The 20029-nt window shown below is 31.7% G+C and carries 12 protein-coding genes; 5 read left to right on the forward strand and 7 right to left on the reverse strand.

The window, feature by feature from the left end:
- Both AC8GF4_RS12485 and AC8GF4_RS12490 read right to left on the reverse strand, forming a co-directional pair.
- Nucleotides 1-3538, reverse strand: a 3538-nt coding sequence (locus AC8GF4_RS12485; RefSeq protein WP_506595078.1) for a VWA domain-containing protein, incomplete at its 3' end; no start/stop codon positions are given.
- 55 nt (nt 3539-3593) lie between these two features.
- Nucleotides 3594-4166 (reverse strand): hypothetical protein, encoded by a 573-nt coding sequence (locus tag AC8GF4_RS12490; protein WP_506595079.1) that lies wholly within the window; start codon nt 4164-4166, stop codon nt 3594-3596.
- 778 nt (nt 4167-4944) lie between these two features.
- Between AC8GF4_RS12490 and AC8GF4_RS12495 the strand changes: the two genes are divergently transcribed.
- From AC8GF4_RS12495 to AC8GF4_RS12515, 5 genes are all read left to right on the forward strand, one after another.
- Entirely contained in the window at nt 4945-6006 is a 1062-nt protein-coding gene (locus tag AC8GF4_RS12495; RefSeq protein WP_506595080.1) for an IS701 family transposase, read from the forward strand.
- 576 nt (nt 6007-6582) lie between these two features.
- Complete coding sequence (locus tag AC8GF4_RS12500; protein ID WP_506595082.1) at nt 6583-7083, forward strand: CAP domain-containing protein; 501 nt, start codon at nt 6583-6585, stop codon at nt 7081-7083.
- Between the two features lie 1017 nt (nt 7084-8100).
- Nucleotides 8101-8586 (forward strand): SixA phosphatase family protein, encoded by a 486-nt coding sequence (locus AC8GF4_RS12505; protein ID WP_506595084.1) that lies wholly within the window; start codon nt 8101-8103, stop codon nt 8584-8586.
- A gap of 8 nt (nt 8587-8594) precedes the next feature.
- Nucleotides 8595-10664: a polyphosphate kinase 1 gene (ppk1, locus tag AC8GF4_RS12510; RefSeq protein WP_506595085.1), complete on the forward strand. Its 2070-nt coding sequence runs from the start codon at nt 8595-8597 to the stop codon at nt 10662-10664.
- A 266-nt stretch (nt 10665-10930) separates the two neighbouring features.
- Nucleotides 10931-11821, forward strand: coding sequence for a Ppx/GppA phosphatase family protein (locus AC8GF4_RS12515; protein WP_506595087.1), 891 nt, complete (start codon nt 10931-10933; stop codon nt 11819-11821).
- A gap of 739 nt (nt 11822-12560) precedes the next feature.
- On the opposite strand, the gene AC8GF4_RS12520 is transcribed toward AC8GF4_RS12515, so the two are convergent.
- From AC8GF4_RS12520 to AC8GF4_RS12540, 5 genes are all read right to left on the reverse strand, one after another.
- Nucleotides 12561-13742, reverse strand: a complete 1182-nt coding sequence (locus AC8GF4_RS12520; protein ID WP_506595089.1) for an L-lactate MFS transporter — start codon at nt 13740-13742, stop codon at nt 12561-12563.
- Between the two features lie 49 nt (nt 13743-13791).
- Nucleotides 13792-14574 (reverse strand): pyruvate formate-lyase-activating protein, encoded by a 783-nt coding sequence (gene pflA, locus AC8GF4_RS12525; RefSeq protein WP_506595091.1) that lies wholly within the window; start codon nt 14572-14574, stop codon nt 13792-13794.
- 273 nt (nt 14575-14847) lie between these two features.
- A complete protein-coding gene (gene pflB / locus AC8GF4_RS12530; protein ID WP_506595093.1) occupies nt 14848-17082 on the reverse strand; it encodes a formate C-acetyltransferase in 2235 nt (744 codons plus the stop codon).
- A gap of 369 nt (nt 17083-17451) precedes the next feature.
- On the reverse strand, nt 17452-17925 hold the full coding sequence (locus AC8GF4_RS12535; protein ID WP_506595095.1) for a nuclear transport factor 2 family protein: 474 nt from the start codon (nt 17923-17925) through the stop codon (nt 17452-17454).
- Nucleotides 17926-18050: 125 nt separating this feature from the next.
- On the reverse strand, nt 18051-19745 hold the full coding sequence (locus AC8GF4_RS12540) for an Ig-like domain-containing protein (protein WP_506595097.1): 1695 nt from the start codon (nt 19743-19745) through the stop codon (nt 18051-18053).
- Nucleotides 19746-20029 lie beyond the last annotated feature (284 nt).

The following is a 20029-nucleotide window of genomic DNA, read 5'->3' on the forward strand; positions in this document are numbered from 1 at the left end:
CTTGAACGATGGAACAGGTTAGAGCTGCTTGTGGTTGACCAATAGTTACAGTACATGTTGTTTTGTATCCTAATTTATCGGTAACAGTAACTGTATGTAAACCTGCATTTAATCCAGTGGCTTGTTGTGTAGTTTCTCCGTTATCCCATAAGTAAGTGTATTCACCATTTCCTCCAATAGCAGTTAGGGTTGCTACTCCATTACTATCTCCATAACATTTTGCAGGATTATTTTGAACAATGCTACAAGAAAGTACATCAGGTTGAGTGATGGTCACTTGACAAGTAGTAGTACATCCTTTTGAATCAGTAACAGTCACAGTATGTAAACCTGCATTTAATCCAGTGGCTTGTTGTGTAGTTTCGCCATTATCCCAAGAGTAAGTGTATCCACCATTTCCACCAAGAGGAGTTACTGTAGCTTGACCATCAGAAAATCCATTATTAGAAACGGCTTTATCTTGAACGATGGAACAGGTTAGAGCTGCTTGTGGTTGACCAATAGTTACAGTACATGTTGTTTTGTATCCTAATTTATCGGTAACAGTAACTGTATGTAAACCTGCATTTAATCCAGTGGCTTGTTGTGTAGTTTCTCCGTTATCCCATAAGTAAGTGTAGTCTCCATTTCCACCTATGGCAGTTACGGTTGCTACTCCATTACTATCTCCATAACATTTTGCAGGTGCGTTTTGAGTAATACTGCACGATAAAACATTGGGTTGAGTAATAGTGATTTCACAAGTTGTTTTACAGTTATTTGAGTCGGTAACAGTAACTGTATGCAAACCAGCACTTAATGCAATTGCTTTTGCATTTGTTTCACCGTTATCCCATAAGTACTGGTATCCGCCACTTCCACCAAGTGGAGTAACTGTTGCTTGTCCATCACTTAATCCGTTAGAAGAAACTGCTTTGTCTTGTGTTATGGAACAAGTTACAGCCGAAGCAGGTTGAGTAATTGTTATGGATAAAGGAGCAGTGCTACAACCATTTGCATCTTTTACAGTAACGGTATAGGTTCCTGCAGCCAATCCTGTACGGTCTTCTATATCATTTGTTCCTGCTAAATCGGCCCAGTCGTAAGTGTAAACACCAGTTCCTCCCGAAGCGGTAATGTTAATAGCACCAGTAACGGCACCAAAACAAAGTACATCGGTTTGAGAAGATTTAGCAACCGCAACAGCCGAAGCAGGTTGAGTAATTGTTATGGATAAAGGAGCAGTGCTACAACCATTTGCATCTTTTACAGTAACGGTATAGGTTCCTGCAGCCAATCCTGTACGGTCTTCTATATCATTTGTTCCTGCTAAATCGGCCCAGTCGTAAGTGTAAACACCAGTTCCTCCCGAAGCGGTAATGTTAATAGCACCAGTTGCGGCACCAAAACAAAGTACATCGGTTTGAGAAGTTTTAGCAACCGCAACAGCCGAAGCAGGTTGAGTAATTGTTATGGATAAAGGAGCAGTGCTACAACCATTTGCATCTTTTACAGTAACCGTATAGGTTCCAGCAGCCAATCCTGTACGGTCTTCTATATCATTTGTTCCTGCTAAATCGGTCCAGTCGTAAGTGTAAACACCAGTTCCTCCCGAAGCGGTAATGTTAATAGCACCAGTAGCGGCACCAAAACAAAGTACATCGGTTTGAGAAGTTTTAGCAACCGCAACAGCCGAAGCAGGTTGAGTAATTGTTATGGATAAAGGAGCAGTGCTACAACCATTTGCATCTTTTACAGTAACGGTATAGATTCCAGCAGCCAATCCTGTACGGTCTTCTATATCATTTGTTCCTGCTAAATCGGTCCAGTCGTAAGTGTAAACACCAGTTCCTCCCGAAGCGGTAATGTTAATAGCACCAGTAGCGGCACCAAAACAAAGTACATCGGTTTGAGAAGTTTTAGCAACAGCAACAGCCGAAGCAGGTTGAGTAATTGTTATGGATAAAGGAGCAGTGCTACAACCATTTGCATCTTTTACAGTAACGGTATAGGTTCCTGCAGCCAATCCTGTACGGTCTTCTATATCATTGGTTCCTGCTAAATCGGTCCAGTCGTAAGTGTAAACACCAGTTCCTCCCGAAGCGGTAATGTTAATAGCACCAGTAACGGCACCAAAACAAAGTACATCGGTTTGAGAAGTTTTAGCAACCGCAACAGCCGAAGCAGGTTGAGTAATTGTTATGGATAAAGGAGTAGTGCTACAACCATTTGCATCTTTTACAGTAACGGTATAGGTTCCAGCTATTAGGCCAGTTCTGTTTTTTGGATTATCTGTACCTGTTATATCAGTCCAATCATAAGTATATGGTGAACTACCTCCCGTTGCATCGTTTAAATTTATTGCACCAGTTGCAGCTCCAAAACAATTAACATTGGTTTGAGAAGCTAAAGTAACAGCAGGGCAAGGAACATTTGTAGAAGGTGTAGTAATATCTAAAAACGCTGTAGCACATGCTGAATTTTTATAATCTAACCTAGAAGTACTCACTGTTTTTGTGCCACAAACATTGGTCTTTGGAGTTAATTCATATTTTAATGTTATGGTTTCAACATTAAGAAAATCAATATTCCAAGAAATAACTTGACCTGAAACAGACGCTGTTCCTTTTGAGGGAGTTATTGTTCCAATAGTAAAATCATTGCTAACCGTTTCTTTATCAAATGGCGTACCTGTTATTTGTTGAGCAACCCAAGAGAGCTGAGTAAAAATTTGATTATAGATACCAGTTAAATTAGCTGAATTTTCAGTAAAAAATGCACCCCCAGATTGTATTTGATTTAGAGCAAATTCTGCATCTGTTTGTGGTTGGCCTGAGATCGCTCCAAAAAGACCTACCGAAAAAATTTGATTGTTGTATACTACACTAGAAACAGTAGTAGTTTTTGCATTTGTAGCAGCATCAATTGCACTTTGTATACAAGTTCCATTTTGTCCACTAGTACAAGATTGATCATTACCAATTCTAGTTGCAACACCATCGGTTAACAACAAAATACTTCTAGAAGTTACACAATCAAATGTGCCGTTTGCAGTCAATTCATTATCAGCTTTTACTATTCCGTCTTGAATATTCGTACTTCCATTTGCAGTTAAACCATTTATAGTTGTAATTAAACCGGCTTTTCCAGAAGAAAGAGTTAATCCATTAACAATATTTGCTGAACTACTGTATTTTACAATCGAAACTTTATTTTTCCCAGTTGGGTTATTGGCTGCTAAAAAAATTTTGTTTATAAAATCTATTGCTGCATCTTGAGCATATTCTAATGAATTTTTCGGATCATTTGGAATATCATCATCCATACTCCCAGAAACGTCAATAACTAAAACCACTTCAAGGGGTCTATTGACAGGATTAGCTCCTTGGATTTTCAGCTCCACATCAATTTTACCGCATACACCAGGTCTTACAGTAACTGTTTTAGTAGGTGTGATTGTTTGTGAATAACCAAGTAAGTTTGAAAATATAAATAGAATTAAAAATAATCCTTTTTTTAAAATTTCTATGTTTTTGCTAAAGTGTAATGTTTTTTTCATATTAAAAAAAATTAAGGTGAAAAACCTAATATATTTCAAGAGTATTTCTAATCAATTATTCTTCGGAAGGATCACTTACCAAGGTATGTAAAACAGTGTTTACTTTGTAAGAAGGGCATTCTATAGATGTTGCCGTAATTTGAGAACAATTCCATTTATTAACAGCGGTCCCAAAAGGAGCTTTAACTTTTACTAAAAATGTAACTGTTTCCCCTGGATTCAAAGAAATTTGATTTATTGAATTTGAATTTGTATCAGTAAATGACATGCTTAAAATCACATTACTAGAAGTGTTACTTCCGTCATTGTTGGAACAGTTACTGTTTATATTTGAAGCACTCAAATCAAAAGTAGCATTTCTAGATCCTGTATTTGAGATTAGTAAAGAATAGGATATACCTTCTGGAGGTACACTTTTTGTGAATCTATTTTTTTCTACTTGTAGTGTAGCTTTACAAGATTGTGAATAAGAATTAGCAGTTATGAATGCAAAAGCAATCATTATAACTATTTTATAAGGAGTTAAAGGAAATTTTTTACCAAAAATGAATGAATAAATCAATTTCATTTTTAGAATTCCATTCGCACAATTAACTTTTAATAGGTTTAGAGTAGTTTTAGGTTTCATAAACTTTAATTTTTTCGTTAAAATATTTTTTTTTAAAACTTAATAATGGAGAAAAATCCCCTTAAGAATAGTGACTTTTTACTAGATTTGTAGGTTTACAAGTTTTTAAATTTGAATTAAATTGCTTGGATTTATCAAATAAAAACCTATTGCAAAACTTCAAAATTATTTGAAGTTTTAATTAAAATTATAGTATGTTTTTGTCTTAATCTTTGACTTAAATTGGGGATTTAAATCAAAAATTTTTAATTAAATTTTTTAAAAACTTAATTAAGGGAGCAGGTTTATTATAAAAAAACAAATGACTTTTTGAAAGTGTTTGGGGTCATAATCAAAATTAATTCAGTCACTTAGTATTTATTTACAGTTCAAATTTATAAAGATTGATTAAATTAAAATATCAATGTCTTCAAATAACCTAAATACTCGTTGAAAAGTTAAAATTGTAGCATAATGATTAAATTTTTCGCATAAAATTTCTTTTTGTTTAGCACGTAAAGAATTGTTTTGTAAAGTATTTTTTATTTTTTTAACATTATTATTTATATTTTTATCTAATCATTTTTTAATTAGATCAAAAAATATAAATCTTGAGAGGATTTTATTATTTATTTTATAAGATTTTTCACTAAAGAAAGGTAAAATTGTTTTTAAGAAATTATCAAACAAATTAAAACATATTGGTTATCACTTCTTAATAACTCACCTTACGCAGAAATACATTAGAATTCCATAGTTTTAACATTTGAGAAGTTGATAAGATTTAACAAATAGCTAGATGGTTAATTTTGGAGATTTATATAGTGATTACTTGATATGTTCTACATCTTATACTACTGCGACTGGTATGGCTAAACTTTTATCAATAAAGCATGACAAAATCACCCGTGAATTATCCAATGAGAATTATGATAGTAAATATTTATGGAAACGAGTAAAACCATACATTCAAGAATTAACACATTCTAAAGACTTGATAACCTTAAGTTTTGATGATTCTATTGAAGAAAAACGATATACAGATGAAAGTGAACTTAATTGTTGGCATTATGATCATAGTTTTGGCAGATCAGTCAAAGGAGTAAATTTCCTTACGGCTTTAGTAGAGGTTGGAGGTATGCGATTGCCTTGTTCTGTTGAATTTATACTGAAAGATGCGTGGGTAACAGATTCAAAAACAGGTAAGTTAAAACGGAAATCTAGTGTTACTAAAAATGAACTTTTTAGGAAAATGCTAAGAGAATGTGAAGGCAAATTTCGTTTTGATTATGTTTTGGCAGACAGCTGGTATTCCTCTACTGAGAATATGATTTGCTGTAAAAAAGAGCTAAAAAGAGAATTTATTATGGCTTTAAAAAGCAATAGAAATGTTGCTTTATCAAAAGAAGACAAAGTGAATAAGAAATACATAAGTATTGATACACTACAGCCAGGGCAACAAACCGTGGAGATTTGGCTCGAAGAATTAGATTTTCCGCTGTTGCTTACAAAGCAAGTTTTCAAAAACGAGAACGACACAGTCGGCGAGTTGTACTTGGCTAGTAGTGATTCAAACTTATCGTATGTCCAAATCAATACAATCTACAAAAAACGGTGGGGAGTAGAAGAATATCATAAGTCAACAAAAAGCAATACAGGCTTTGCAAAATCACCAACAAAAACAATCAAAACACAAACCAATCATTATGTCTTATCCATAGTAGCTTACGTAAAACTAGAATGGCTTAAACAAAGAACACAAACAAATCATTTTGCGATGAAAGCTCAAATATATTTAGCTGCTCAAAAAGCCGCACATGCAGAATTGGAAATATTGAAAAAACCAAGAAAGGCTGCGTAATTATATTTTAAGAGATGGGGTTTTATGGATTGTAAGTTGTTAACAATGCAAATGTTAAAACGTGAAAATTCGAGGACTTTTTTGCGTAAGATGAGTTAATAAGACATAAGTTCAATAATTTATATTTCTAACGATTCCTATTTTTTACGAATTAGCCAGTTGGGTGAAATATTTTTATCCCGTAGATCTATAGTCATTATATTTTTTTTAAAAATCTTACTATCAACTGTGTTATTATACGTATGACAGCTATTCTTGATTTTTCTTTTTCTATTAAGAAAAATTCTACTCTAAAGTAAATTCTGAATTGAAATGGTATTATACTGTATTTTTTATTTGTAAAAGTATAAGCATTGGATATTATTTATTTTAAGATTAATAATATTACTGATTATCAGATAAATACATTTTTTTGTAAGGTAAATTAATATTAAATAATTATTTTTATGTATTTCATCGATTAAATTTTGCGTTTAAACGGATATATTGTTATTTTGGTAAATAATTCAATTGATAATAAAAAAATCAATAAAGGATTTTACCAAACTATATACTTTAATTTTAAATATATCTACTATGAAATCAAGAGCGCTTATTTTGTTTAGTTTTTTTGCTTTGTTTAGTTTATTAATTTCGTGTTCATCTGATGAAGATAATACAGAACCCGAAGCAAAATTATCAATTGTAACGGTATACAATTATAGTCCATTAGAATTAGAAACAATGACTTTAATTAATAATTACAGAGTGAGTAAAGGTCTGAATGCTTTAGAAAAAATTAATCATGTTTCATTTAAATCTGAAGAACATGATGATTATATGATAGCAAATAATGTTGTAAATCATAATGATTTTGTAGCAAGATCAGAAAATATAATAAAAGCTTTGGGAGCCGTAAAAGTAAGTGAAAATATAGCCTATAATTATAATAATGCTCAAGAAGTTTTTGACGCTTGGATGAATAGCCCCAGCCACAGAGATAATATAGTAGGGAATTATACTCATTTTGGTCTTGCTATTAAACAGAATCCAGTAAATGGTAGAAATTACTACACTAATATTTTTGTAAAAATATAAGTATTTGTTTGTTTGTTTACTTGTTTTTAAAAAAGCTATCATAAATTGATAGCTTTTTTTATTTAATTTCAAAACGTAAGTTTTAAAACCTTATTCTGCTTTAGAAATTTAGTATAACTTGTTGTAAGAAATCAATTCATACTTCATAGAAACATTATAATTATAACCCGTTGGGTGTAATTATTTTACACCAAATAGATGACACAGATCAAAAGGATTTCGCACAGATTTCGCCTTTCCTTTTAACTCAATTAATAAAAAGATCCGTATTAATCTTTTATATCCCTGTCATCCTAGTGTTAATTGGATAGCTTAGCAAGATTGCAAAGTGCTATTTTAATCAATGCGAATGTCTTGGCTTTTAAAGGTTTTTTCGATTATTTCGAAATCTATTTATGGATTGATAATAGTCTTTTTTTGAATTCCACAGTTTTTGGCCAAGCACCTGTTTTGTTTTATTTGAATTTCTCAAAACAGTTTTCTGTAAATAAAAATTTGCAAAATATTTTTATTGAGGAGTTCAATAAAATTATTTGTCTTGGCTTTTTTCTGTAAATTTCAGAACTCTTTTTCTTCATTAAAAACTATTTTTTCTACGATTTTAAGTTTAAAACGGAGTTAAAGAATCAGTTTTTTTTTATTTGTAAATTTAAAATACAAAAGTAACTTAGCCTCGGTTTTTAGTTTTTAAAAGTATTTGTTAAACCTTGTTTGTGTTTTTAAATATAGTAATCAAGCCATTGTTTTGATTTTATAATTAAGGTTTTGTACCGAAGTCTAATTTGGAATAAAAATTAGAAAAGTTAAACTCAAAATATTTTTTAATTAATTTTAAAATTAAAACAAGTTACTAATCAATTTTTTTTGTAAATTGTTGTTTCTTAAAGGATTGATATAAGTTTTAATATAGTTTAATACTTTCTGTTAAAACTTAAAAAATTATTCTAAAAACAAATTTCCTTTTTTTTACCTACTACAATTAAAGATTTTCTTTAATATGATAAACAGTTGTTATTTATGAAAAATTTAATATTAATTAGACACGCTAAATCAAGTTGGGATGCACCTTTGCATGACAAAGACCGTCCTTTAACTTCACAAGGTATGCAAGCTGCTCATTCGGTTTCTTCACATGTAATTAATTATCTTCCAAAAGTATTTAGTATTTGGAGTAGTACTGCTGAAAGAGCAATAGAAACGGCTTTGATTTTTGCTCAAAATTTTAATTTCCCATTGGAAAGTATATTATATAAAGAAGAGCTATATACATTTGATGAAAGAAAATTAGAAAAAGTTATTAAATCTTATAGTAATGGTTATGATAGTATAATTATTTTCGGGCATAATGCAGCTATTACAAATTTTGTTAATAAATTTGGGGATGTTTTTATTGACAATGTACCAACAGCAGGATTTGTTCATTTGGAATTTGAATCTGAAAGTTGGGAAGAAATTGAAAATGGAAAAACAAAAAAAACGATATTCCCCAGAGATTTAAAATAAAATAAAACGTGTCAGAACAAAAATATATAGACAGAGAGAAAAGTTGGTTAGCATTTAATGCAAGAGTACTTCAGGAAGCAGGAGATAATACAGTTCCACTATTAGATCGATTGCGATTTTTAGGAATTTTTTCAAACAACTTAGATGAATTTTTTAGAGTTCGTTTTGCTGCTATTCGCAGGTTAAGTTTAAGCGGTATTTCTGGAGAAAAATATTTTGGAGGTGTTACAGCTCAACAATTGATAAAAGACATTACAGAGATCGTAATCCAACAACAATCTGAGAGTTTGAGAATTTTGAGTACAATTGAATCAGAATTAGAAAAAGAAAACATCTTTATCATAAATGAATTTTGTATCAATGAGGAGCAAGAAATATTTTTGAAAGATTTTTTTATACAAAAGTTAAGCCCAGAATTAGTTACGATTATATTAAACGATTTGGCTGAATTCCCCATTCTAAAAGACTCATTGGGATATTTAGCTGTAAAATTGGTAATGAAAAAAAATGATGAAATTCGATATGCAGTAATTGAGATTCCTAAAATGATCAATCGTTTTGTGGTATTACCTTCAAATAATGAAAAAAAATACGTCATTTTAATTGATGATGTGATTCGACATAATTTAAACAATATTTTTAATATTTTTAATTACGAAAGTGTTACGGCTCACATGATTAAAATCACAAGAGATGCTCAATTGGATATTGATAGTGATTTAAGTAAAAGTATGCTAGAAAAAATTTCGAGTAGTGTAAAAGATAGAAGAATTGGAGAGCCCGTTCGTTTTATTTACGATCAAGAAATTGAAAAAGACACTCTTCGATTTTTTTTAGACAAAATGAATATTGATTCAACAGATAGTATCATACCTGGAGGAAGATATCATAACCGTAGAGATTATATGGATTTTCCAAACTTGGGAAGATTTGATTTGTTATATAAAAAAAATGATCCATTACCAATTCCAGGTCTAAGTCTTGAAGGAAGTATTTTGGAAAAAATAAGAGAGAAAGATTATTTAATGAATGCGCCTTATCAATCTTTTTCTTATTTAATAAAGTTTTTGAGAGAAGCGGCATTAGATCCAAAGGTTACAACAATAAAAATTACACTGTATCGATTAGCCAAAAATTCACAGATAATAAGTTCTTTGATTAATGCTGCCAAAAACGGAAAAAAGGTAACTGTTCAAATTGAATTGCAAGCTCGATTTGATGAAGCTTCAAATATCAGCTATTCTGAGCAAATGCAAACAGAAGGAATTCAACTAATATTTGGAATAAAAGGATTAAAGGTACACAGTAAAGTTTGTGTAATTGAAAGAATTGAAAAAGAAAAAATTAAAAGATACGGATTTATATCCACCGGTAATTTTAATGAATCCACTGCTAAAATTTATACAGATGTAACCCTTTTTACATGTCACCCTCAAATACTTAAAGATATTACAAAAGTATTTGAATTTTTTGATATAAATTATAAAGCACAACGTTATAAACATTTAATTGTTTCGCCACAATATACTCGACATCGATTTGTAAAAATGATTGATAGGGAAATTGTTCATGCTTTAGCAGGTAGAAAAACTTACATGAAGCTTAAAATGAATAGCTTGTCTGATTTGTTGATGATTGATAAACTCTATGAAGCAAGTAAGGCTGGTGTAAAAATTCAACTTGAAGTTAGAGGGATTTGTTCACTAATTCCAGGAGTAAAAGGATTAAGTGAAAATATAGAAGCCATTAGCATTGTAGATAATTATCTTGAACATGCTCGAATTTATATTTTTGGAAATGCAGGAATACCAGAAGTCTATATATCTTCAGCCGATTTTATGACAAGAAACATCGATGCTAGGGTAGAAGTTACTTGCCCTATTTATGATCAAAATATAAAAAACGAATTGATTGAAAATTTTGATTTAGGTTGGAAAGGTAATGTCAAAGCGCGTTATCATTCAAGCAAGCTAGATAATAAATATAAGGTTAGAAACGACAACCCAATATTTAGAGCTCAACTGGAAACCTACAAATATTATCAAAATAAAATTGAAGTTTTTGAAGAATCAATTTAATTTAAAAAGTTAACCCGCTGGGTGAAATTCAAATAAAATAAAAATTTAACCACATAGAAACATAGATTAATGCTAAATAGGCAAAGAATAAATAGAAATAGCAATATTTCACACATAGAATAGCTATGTGAATAGTAAAACGTCTATTTCAATCTTTTAAAAACTATAAACTCTATGTTTCTATGTCGTATAAATAATTTCACCCAACGGGTTAAAAAGTTAAACAAAATAGAATACTTAAAACCATTAATCGGACCCATTATAAAATGATTAAAATAAAAAAATACGCTGCTATTGATATTGGATCGAATGCGATGCGTTTATTAATTACCAATATTGTTGAAGAAGAAGGCAAAGAAACTCAATTTAATAAGAGTTCCTTAGTTCGTGTTCCAATTCGTTTAGGTCAAGATGCATTTACAGTAGGGGAAATTTCTCAAGAGAATATCGAAAGGATGTGTGATGCAATGAAAGCATTTAATCTTTTGATGAAAGTACATAAAGTGGAACGCTATATGGCCTTTGCAACTTCTGCAATGCGAGAGGCTTACAACGCAAAAGAAGTGGTAGCATTAATCAAAAAGAAAGCAGATGTTAAGATTGAAATTATAGATGGAAAAAAAGAAGCTGCTATAATTGCTTCAACAGATTTACACCATTTATTAAAATCAGATGAAACGTATTTGTTTGTAGATGTTGGTGGTGGTAGTACTGAGTTTACATTATTTTCTAATGGTAAAATGGTGAATTCAAGATCTTTCAAAGCAGGAACTGTTCGATTATTAAATGAGATGGTTTGTGATGTTGTTTGGGATGAAATTGAAAAATGGATAAAAACAAACACTGAAGATTATGAAGAAGTAACTTTAATAGGGTCTGGCGGTAATATCAATAAACTATTTAAAATGTCTGGAAAAGTTCAAGAAAAACCTTTGTCATACATTTATATGAATGCTCAATATGCTTATTTGAATTCGCTTACTTACGAACAAAGGATTTCTCAATTGGGTTTAAATCCTGATCGTGCCGATGTAATTGTTCCAGCTACTCGCATTTATTTAAATGCTATGAAATGGAGTGGTGCCAGACAAATTTATGTTCCAAAAATTGGACTTTCCGATGGAATAGTTAAAGCGATGTATTACGGTAAAATTTAAAAAATAATTTGTCAACTACTATTTATCGCCTTCAGTTTGACATATGGACGTATATGAAATCATTTAAAATTAGAAATGTGATTTCTCTTTAATGTAATTGTTAGAAAAAAATATACCTTAAGGAAACTAAATTATATTTAAAAGCCCACTTAATTAAGATAAATTAGGTGGGCTTTTTGGTTTTAACCCAGATTCCGCATTAGAAATCTACTACAACTAATACAAAACACAAATACTATATAGTCCAAAGGCCCACTCTAATTTGGAGATCAATAGTAAAAAAAGCAACCACTCCCGATATTTATCGGGACGCAGATTATTCCTTAAAAAAAAATTTTTTTTTAAAGAAATTAATTCGCGCTAATTCCGCTGTAAGCGGCTAATTTATAGATTAACTTATATTTAAAATCTGCGAATCTGCGGTAAAACTACTCATACGTTTGTCTTGGGGAGAGAGTTTGGCTTGAGGATAAATAATTGGACTAATTTATATATGTGTTTGGTATAAATTCTTCTTCAAAACCAAGAACTTTTTTCACGCTTTTATATTTTACATTGGAGTTCAAGATACGCTTCGCTTGATTCTCCCATTTTTAAATTCAAAATACAAAAGTTGTACATCTTCAAAAATAGTCCGTGAGCTTTTGCTTTTAGGGAATAATTCAGATTCGCTACGAAGTATAATGCGGATTCTGGGTTTAAATTTAAATTTTTAAAAAAAAACTGGAAAGTTTATGAATTATTGTTGTTGTTTTAATATTGGAACCAATAATCCTTTTAGCCAAATTCCAACGAATAAAGCTATAATTAAGAGACCAGAAAACAGGTAAAAAATTGTTACTTCTGTGGCCAAACCAAGTAGCATTGGCCCTATAAAAGCTGCTGCGGACCAAGCTGTCAATACATAGCCAAGTACTTGTCCATAATTTTCGGAACCAAAAATGTCTTTAACAAAAGAGGGCATAGTTGCAAATCCTGCGCCATATCCAGCTATTATAATAAAAGTTAAAACTTGGAAATACGTTTGATTTGTTGCTAAACTTGGTATTAAAGCAAAACAAATAGCGTTAATCCCAATAAAAATCATGAAAGTAGACCAACAACCAATTTTATCCGATATGCTGGACCAAAACAATCTTCCCAAACCATTAAATAAACCAATTGTCGCCACAAAAATAGTAGCTTGCGCTGTTGTCATTCCTACCAATTCTTTTCCTAAAATGGCAGCTTTGGATATAATGGCTATACCACCACAAACATTTAAAAACAATAAGAACCATAGCGCTAAAAAACGTTTGTCTGTCACAATTTGTTTTGGTTTTAAATCTGTGTGTTCCAGCTTTGACTCTACTATAATTATTGGATTGGCTAGGTACAAAGCACTAAATAACATACAAATTCCATAACCAATTCCTAATGTTAAAAAGGCTCCTTCTAATCCTAATGAAGTATATAAAGGGCCAATTAAAAATGAAGCCAATAATGATCCCAAAGCAAATGACATTATGATAATACCTGAAGCCAATCCTGGACGATCTGGAAACCATTTGACAACTGTGTACACAGGAACAACGTATCCAAAACCCAAACCAATACCTTGCAATACTCCAAATGTTAAGTAAAAAAGAGTTATTGAATCTACCTTAACAGCTATTGAGCTTCCTAACAAACCGAGCGTTAAAAATACTGCACCTATTAATCCAGCTTTTGTTGGACCGATTTTTTGGGCATAATTACCCATAAATGCGGCTGTAATACCCAAAAAGAATATAGCCAAACTAAATGCAGTTTTGGTATCATGAGCTTCCCAATTCAATTCTTTAGTTAACGGTTCAATCCATTTACTATAGGCATAAATGGACCCGATTGACAGTTGCATAATCATTCCTGCCAATACCATAAGGTATTTACTTTTTGACATAATTGTGGTAATAGATAATGAAAAAAAGTTTTCATTAAAGATTTGTAGATTATTTTATTTTTACGTTTTTAAAATATTGCTTAAAAATAGATAAAGCTTTTTCTTTTTCTTCTGTGGTTGGAGGTAGTGTGTTTTCCAACGGATACTCAAAGCCTAAACTATCCCATTTATGTTTACCCATTTGATGAAAAGGAATAATTTCTACTCTTTCTATAGTTTTATAATTGGTAAAAAATTGCCCCCATTCATTTAGGTATTCTTCTTGGTCTGTCCAACCTGGAACCAAAACATATCGTAACCACATTGGTTTCCCTGTACTTTCTCGGTATTCGGCTAAACTAATGGTTGTTTTGTTTTTTAATCCAGTAAGTTTTTTGTGCCATTCATTGTTGATGTGTTTGACATCCAATAACAACAAATCGGTTTTGCTTAAAAGTATTTTTGTTCTTTCGTCCAGAACCCTTCCATTTGAATCCAAACAAGTGTTTATACCATTTTCATGCAATCGATCAAATAGTTGAATTAATTTGTCTCTTTGCAACAAGGGTTCACCACCAGAAACGGTAACACCTCCTTTTTTACTAAAATAGGATTTTTGATGTAAAGCTTTGTCAACTAAGTCTTCAATGGGCATAAAAGTGCCGCCATTAATGTCTAATGTATCGGGATTTTGACAATATAAACATCTAAATTGGCATCCTTGAACAAAAATAACCATTCTAATTCCAGGCCCATCATGGGTTCCTAATGTTTCAATGGAATGAATACGTAGCGAATCAGAATGAATTATATCTATTGAATTGTCTGTAGAATGTTGTTGCGGAAAGTACATTAAATTATAAAATTAAAAACGGGTCTAAAATAACAATTCAAGTCTCAGTTTTAAGTATCAATTATTAGAATTATATAAAAACAAAGCAGCTTACTTTTTTTAAAATAGTAATAAAATAGAGATTCTGTTTAAGAAATATTTTAATAAACTTCATTTTTTTGAGCTAAAAACTGAGACTGAAAACTGAGACTGAAAAATAGTTGAATTGTTGCAATTGAATTATTTTTCTAGACAGGTTTATGCGGTTTAATTAGAAACTATAGTTTTGATTTATTAAAAGTTTTCATGAAAAGTTCTTGTAATGACTTCTAACTGATGGGCTTTTGATAATCTTACGAAATTTACAGCATATCCAGAAACCCTGATGGTTAATTGCGGATAATTCTCAGGATGTTCATAGGCGTCCATTAAGGTTTTTTTGTCCAATACATTGACATTTAAATGATGTGCATTACGTCCAAAGTAGCTGTCCAAGATTGTTGTTAGATTTGACACTTGTTCTTCTTTATCCGATCCCAAAGATTTTGGAACCATTGTAAAAGTATATGAAATACCATCTTGAGCATCTTCGTAATTTAATTTACTAACTGAGTTTAAAGAAGCAATAGCACCATTAACATCTCTACCATGCATGGGGTTTGCACCTGGAGCAAATGCTTCTCCACCTTTTCGACCATCTGGAGTAGCACCAGTATTGGAACCGTACATAACATTTGATGTGATTGTAAGTAAAGAAAGGGTAGGAGTAGCATTTTTATATGCTATGTGTTTTCTCAATTCATCAATAAAAACTGCTGTAATTTCTTGAGCTATACTATCAACTCTATCATCGTCATTCCCGAATTGAGGGAAATCGCCGTCAATATCAAAATCGACTGTCAATCCTATTTCGTTTCTAATTGGAGTAACTTTTGCATATTTTATGGCCGAAAGCGAATCAGCAATAATAGAAATTCCCGCAGCACCATAAGCAATGTCTATGTTTGGATCACTATCAATTAATGCCATTTGAGCTCGCTCATAATAGTATTTGTCATGCATATAATGGATGATGTACATTGATTTTGCATAAACTCTAGCTACTTCGGCCAAGGTTATTTTGAATAGGTCAATTACAGTGTCATAGTCCAGAACGCCATCTTTCATTTGTGGTATGTTTCGAATGACAACAGAACCGTTATCCTCTTCTCTTCCGCCGTTTAAAGCCATAAGTAAGGCTTTTGGTAAATTGGCACGTGCTCCAAAATGCTGAATTGTTTTTCCTATTTTTTGATACGAAACACAACAAGCAATACCGTAATCATCTGATCCTCTGTTTGTACGCATTAAGTCATCATTTTCATATTGCAATGAAGAAGTATCAATAGAAACTTGAGTACAAAAGTCTTTGAATCCTTTTGGTAAATTTTGAGACCATAAAATGGTTAAATTGGGTTCAGGTGATGCTCCTAAATTATAAAGAGTTTGTAGAAATCTAAAAGAAGTTTTGGTTACTTTGGTTCTACCATCATTTAATTGTCCACCAATTGCTTCAGTTACCCAAGTTGGATCACCACCAAAAATTTCATCATAAGCACTCGGACGTAAGTGACGTACTAATCGAAGTTTCATAACAAACTGATCGATAAATTCTTGGGCCTCTTCTTCTGTTATTAATCCTGTTTTTAAATCGTTTTCTATAAAGATGTCTAGAAATGAAGAAACATTTCCAAGTGACATTGCAGCTCCGTCTTGTTCTTTTACAGCACTTAAATAAGCTAAGTAAGTAAATTGAACTGCTTGGTGCGCATTGGTAGCAGGAACCGAAATGTCAATACCATAAGCATTGGCCATTGTTTTCATGTCCTGCAAAGCATTAATTTGATTTGAAATCTCTTCTCTAAGTCGTACTTTGTGATCAGACATTTCGCCTGTTGTTGCATTAAAATCAGCTCTTTTTGCTTCAATCAACCGATCTACACCATAAAGCGCAACTCTCCTAAAATCTCCAATAATACGGCCTCTAGCATAATTATCGGGTAAACCTGTTAATAAATGTTTGGATCGATATGCTCTTATTTCACTATCATAAGCACTAAAAACTGCTTGATTATGATCTTTAGCGTAGTTAAATATTTTGACTACTTCCTCAGAAACTTTTAATCCTCTTTCGGCTACTGCAGATTCAACCAATTTGATTCCTCCAAATGGTTTCATTGCTCTTTTTAATAGTTGATCGGTTTGTAAACCAACAATAACTTCGTTTTCTTTATTTATGTATCCAGGTCCAAAAGAAGTCAAATTAGAAATTACATTTGTGTCAATTGCAAGACACCCATTATTTTTTCGTTCCAGAAGTAAATTTTCTTTACAAACATTCCACAAATTTTTAGTTTTATCTGATGGACCTACCAAAAATTTGGCATCGCCTTCAAATGGAACAATGTTTTGCATTACAAAATCATAAACATCAATGGATAAATTCCAGTTTCCAGTTTTAAAATTTACTGTTTCAGATGTACTTTTCATTTTTTTATATATTAAAATATTATCAGTCCTTATTATTTATTATATCAGCCATTATACTAGTAAATTTAAGAATTTTTTGGATTGAAAACACGCTAATAATGATTTTTGAAGTATGATTAAAGTATTAATGTATAAGTAGTTATTTTTTTTGATTTTATTAATTTTTGATAACTATTTCTCTTTTCTATAACGTTATAGAATAAATTTATATCATTTTAAATTAGTAAGGTTTTTATTCTTTATTTCAACAAAAGACTCTTTTAACGAATTCAAAATTCAAATATTAAATATTAAGAATCAAAAACGAGTAAGTGGAAAGATAAAATAGTTCGGTTGAAGGTTAATATATGTTTTTAATTGCCTCTTGATTCAAAGGTTTTTATTTTTAAAGCTAGTTAGAGATGCTATTGCTTGCTTTTGTATTTGGTTTTGCATAAAACCCGTCCATCCTAATAATAATCCTTTGAAACCCAAGGCTTGTTTGGACCATTTCCAGATGTCAAATGAATCCGTATGCTTTATGATTAAACCTTCTTTAAATTGAAATTCTGCGGAAATCACATTAACGACTTTTCTATTGGTTTTACTAAAGTTGTAGGTAGCGATCCATTTTGTAGAACCTGTAAATTCATCTGCCTTTAGATCCATAAATTCAATTTTGATATTTCCTTTGCTTTTTTCAATCAACATTTTCCACATGTTGCAAACATCATTTCCATTTAAACTACCAAATGCTGGATCTTGAAATTGAATATTGGAATGATAACATTCGCACATGGTTTTTGCATCAGAATTTGCAAAAGCTGTATAGAATTTATGAATTGTCGTTTCGTTTGTGTTCATTATACTAAAGTTTGAAAGTAAAAATAGTGATTTTTAAACAAAAAAAAAGATAGGCTTTTTAATTGCCTATCTTTCTGTATTTTATAATAGCATTTTATGGCTATTTGACTTTATAATTAAAAATGTTATGGTTTGGAGATTATGTTAGTGTGCGTCATAACGATAGCACCATTTCTAGCCAACATTCTTCCTTGTACAGTGGCGTGTGAATTCATTGTTATAGAAGTCAAGGCCAATATATTTCCTTTGAATATAGTATAGTTTCCAATAGTTGCAGATCTGCCCACTTGCCAAAAGATATTTTTTGCTTGAGCGCCACCGCTTAGTATTACATTTCCACCAGCTCCACCTACAGTTGTAAAATCGGATGCTACTTGAAAAATCCAAACTGCATTTGCATCACCTTGCGCATCAAGTGTTAAATCTCCAGATTGAATTAAGAGGGTAGAGGTCGATTTGTAAATACCAGGAGCCAATGTTTTTCCTCCTTGATCACCAGATACTGTTGCAGGTGCTGGAGTAGATGCTCCTTCGGCAAAAAGATAGGCGTTTGTTAAATCTTGTTTGGCTTTTATTAGCATAGCTCCTATTCCTGGAGGAGCAATATCATCAGATGCATAAATAGCTCCTTCAACAATGATTGCAGGCGGAAATCCTGTAACCGATGAACGTACACCAGGATAAATACCTACATCCATGTTTCTTATTTCACTAAAACCAGCATTATTGCTTACTCCAACGCCTGCAAGAATACCAAATCTTTCTGAAGATCCAAGATTTACGGTGTTACCAACTAATGATGAACTTGTACTGAAATTCCAAACGTAATCATTGGCAATAGCTATACCTGCTAAGTTTTTGGCGCCTGAAATTGTTGCCGTGTAAGTTGTACCAGGCAATAGATCAGTACTTGGATCAAAAGTGGCTGTTGTACCTGAGTAAGTAACATTTCCAGTCAGAAGTGTAGTTCCATTTTTTACGGTAAATGTTTTATCATTGACACTCTTAGGATCAATAGCGATATTAAAAGTTGCTGAAATCGATTTGTTAATAGGGGTTGCCTTTGCTTTGTCTAAAGGATCAGTGGAAACGATCGTCGGGGCAGTTGTAGCACCTGTTGTAAACGTCCAAATATAATTTGAATTCAATGCCGTACCTTGAATGTTTTTGACTTCTGTTGTTATTGTTGCTGTATATACTGTATTTGCTTGTAAAGAAACATTTGGTTTAAAATAAGTTGCTGTTCCTTCGTATGAAACACTTCCTGCAATAACTGTTGTTCCTTGTTTAATTGTAAAGGAGTTTGAGTTTAAGGTAGTTTGATCCATTGGCATATTAAAATTTGCAACAATTACTTTATTTAGTACTACATCGGTTGCTTTATCGATTGGATCTGTTGATAATACCATTGGATTTAAAGTTGTACCAGTACTAAATGTCCAAATATAGTTGGCCTCTAAAGCTTGACCAAATGCATTTTGAACAGTTGTTTTAATCGTTGCTGTATAGGTAGTATTTGCTGTAAGAGGAGCTGTTGGGCTAAACGTAGCTGTTTTTCCGCTTACGGAAACTGTTCCTGCAACAACTGCGGTTCCTTGTAAAGTGAAAGATGTTGCATCAATAGTAGCGTTTTTCATGTCTTGGTCAAAAACCACCGATATGTTTTTGTCCAATGGAACATTTAGAGTTCCATTTTCAGGATTTGCAGATAGTACCATTGGAGATAAACCAATTGTTTCTTGCGCATCATCTTTTGAGCATCCAGTAATTATAAAGACAAGTGCTATTGCAATTATCGAGACTATTTTTTTAGTATTCATTTTTTTATGTATTAGGTTATTTATACAGCAAAGATGAATTGATAGCCTCAAATGCTCGTTATAGAATTCAAGCTTTTAGTTGTATAATTCGCTGTATGCAGTTTTACAAATATGGAGTATTAAACCCAGATTCCGCATTAGAAATCTACTGCATCTGAATTCTTCTTCAAAACCAAGAACTTACTCCTATTTTTAAAATCAAAATACAAAAGTATTACATCTTCAAAAATAGTCCGTGAGCTCATGCTTTTATTGAATAATTCAGTTTCGTGACGAAGTCTAAT

Origin of the sequence: Flavobacterium rarum (SeqCode) (assembly GCF_965234445.1) — a bacterium.
GTDB classification, from domain to species: Bacteria; Bacteroidota; Bacteroidia; order Flavobacteriales; family Flavobacteriaceae; genus Flavobacterium; species Flavobacterium rarum.

Coding starts and splice junctions, on each gene's coding strand:
- AC8GF4_RS12490 (WP_506595079.1), bottom strand. CDS start 4,166: ATGAAACCTAAAACTACTCTAAACCTATTAAAAGTTAATTGTGCGAAT.
- AC8GF4_RS12495 (WP_506595080.1), top strand. CDS start 4,945: ATGGTTAATTTTGGAGATTTATATAGTGATTACTTGATATGTTCTACA.
- AC8GF4_RS12500 (WP_506595082.1), top strand. CDS start 6,583: ATGAAATCAAGAGCGCTTATTTTGTTTAGTTTTTTTGCTTTGTTTAGT.
- AC8GF4_RS12505 (WP_506595084.1), top strand. CDS start 8,101: ATGAAAAATTTAATATTAATTAGACACGCTAAATCAAGTTGGGATGCA.
- AC8GF4_RS12515 (WP_506595087.1), top strand. CDS start 10,931: ATGATTAAAATAAAAAAATACGCTGCTATTGATATTGGATCGAATGCG.
- AC8GF4_RS12520 (WP_506595089.1), bottom strand. CDS start 13,742: ATGTCAAAAAGTAAATACCTTATGGTATTGGCAGGAATGATTATGCAA.
- pflA (WP_506595091.1), bottom strand. CDS start 14,574: ATGTACTTTCCGCAACAACATTCTACAGACAATTCAATAGATATAATT.
- pflB (WP_506595093.1), bottom strand. CDS start 17,082: ATGAAAAGTACATCTGAAACAGTAAATTTTAAAACTGGAAACTGGAAT.
- AC8GF4_RS12535 (WP_506595095.1), bottom strand. CDS start 17,925: ATGAACACAAACGAAACGACAATTCATAAATTCTATACAGCTTTTGCA.
- AC8GF4_RS12540 (WP_506595097.1), bottom strand. CDS start 19,745: ATGAATACTAAAAAAATAGTCTCGATAATTGCAATAGCACTTGTCTTT.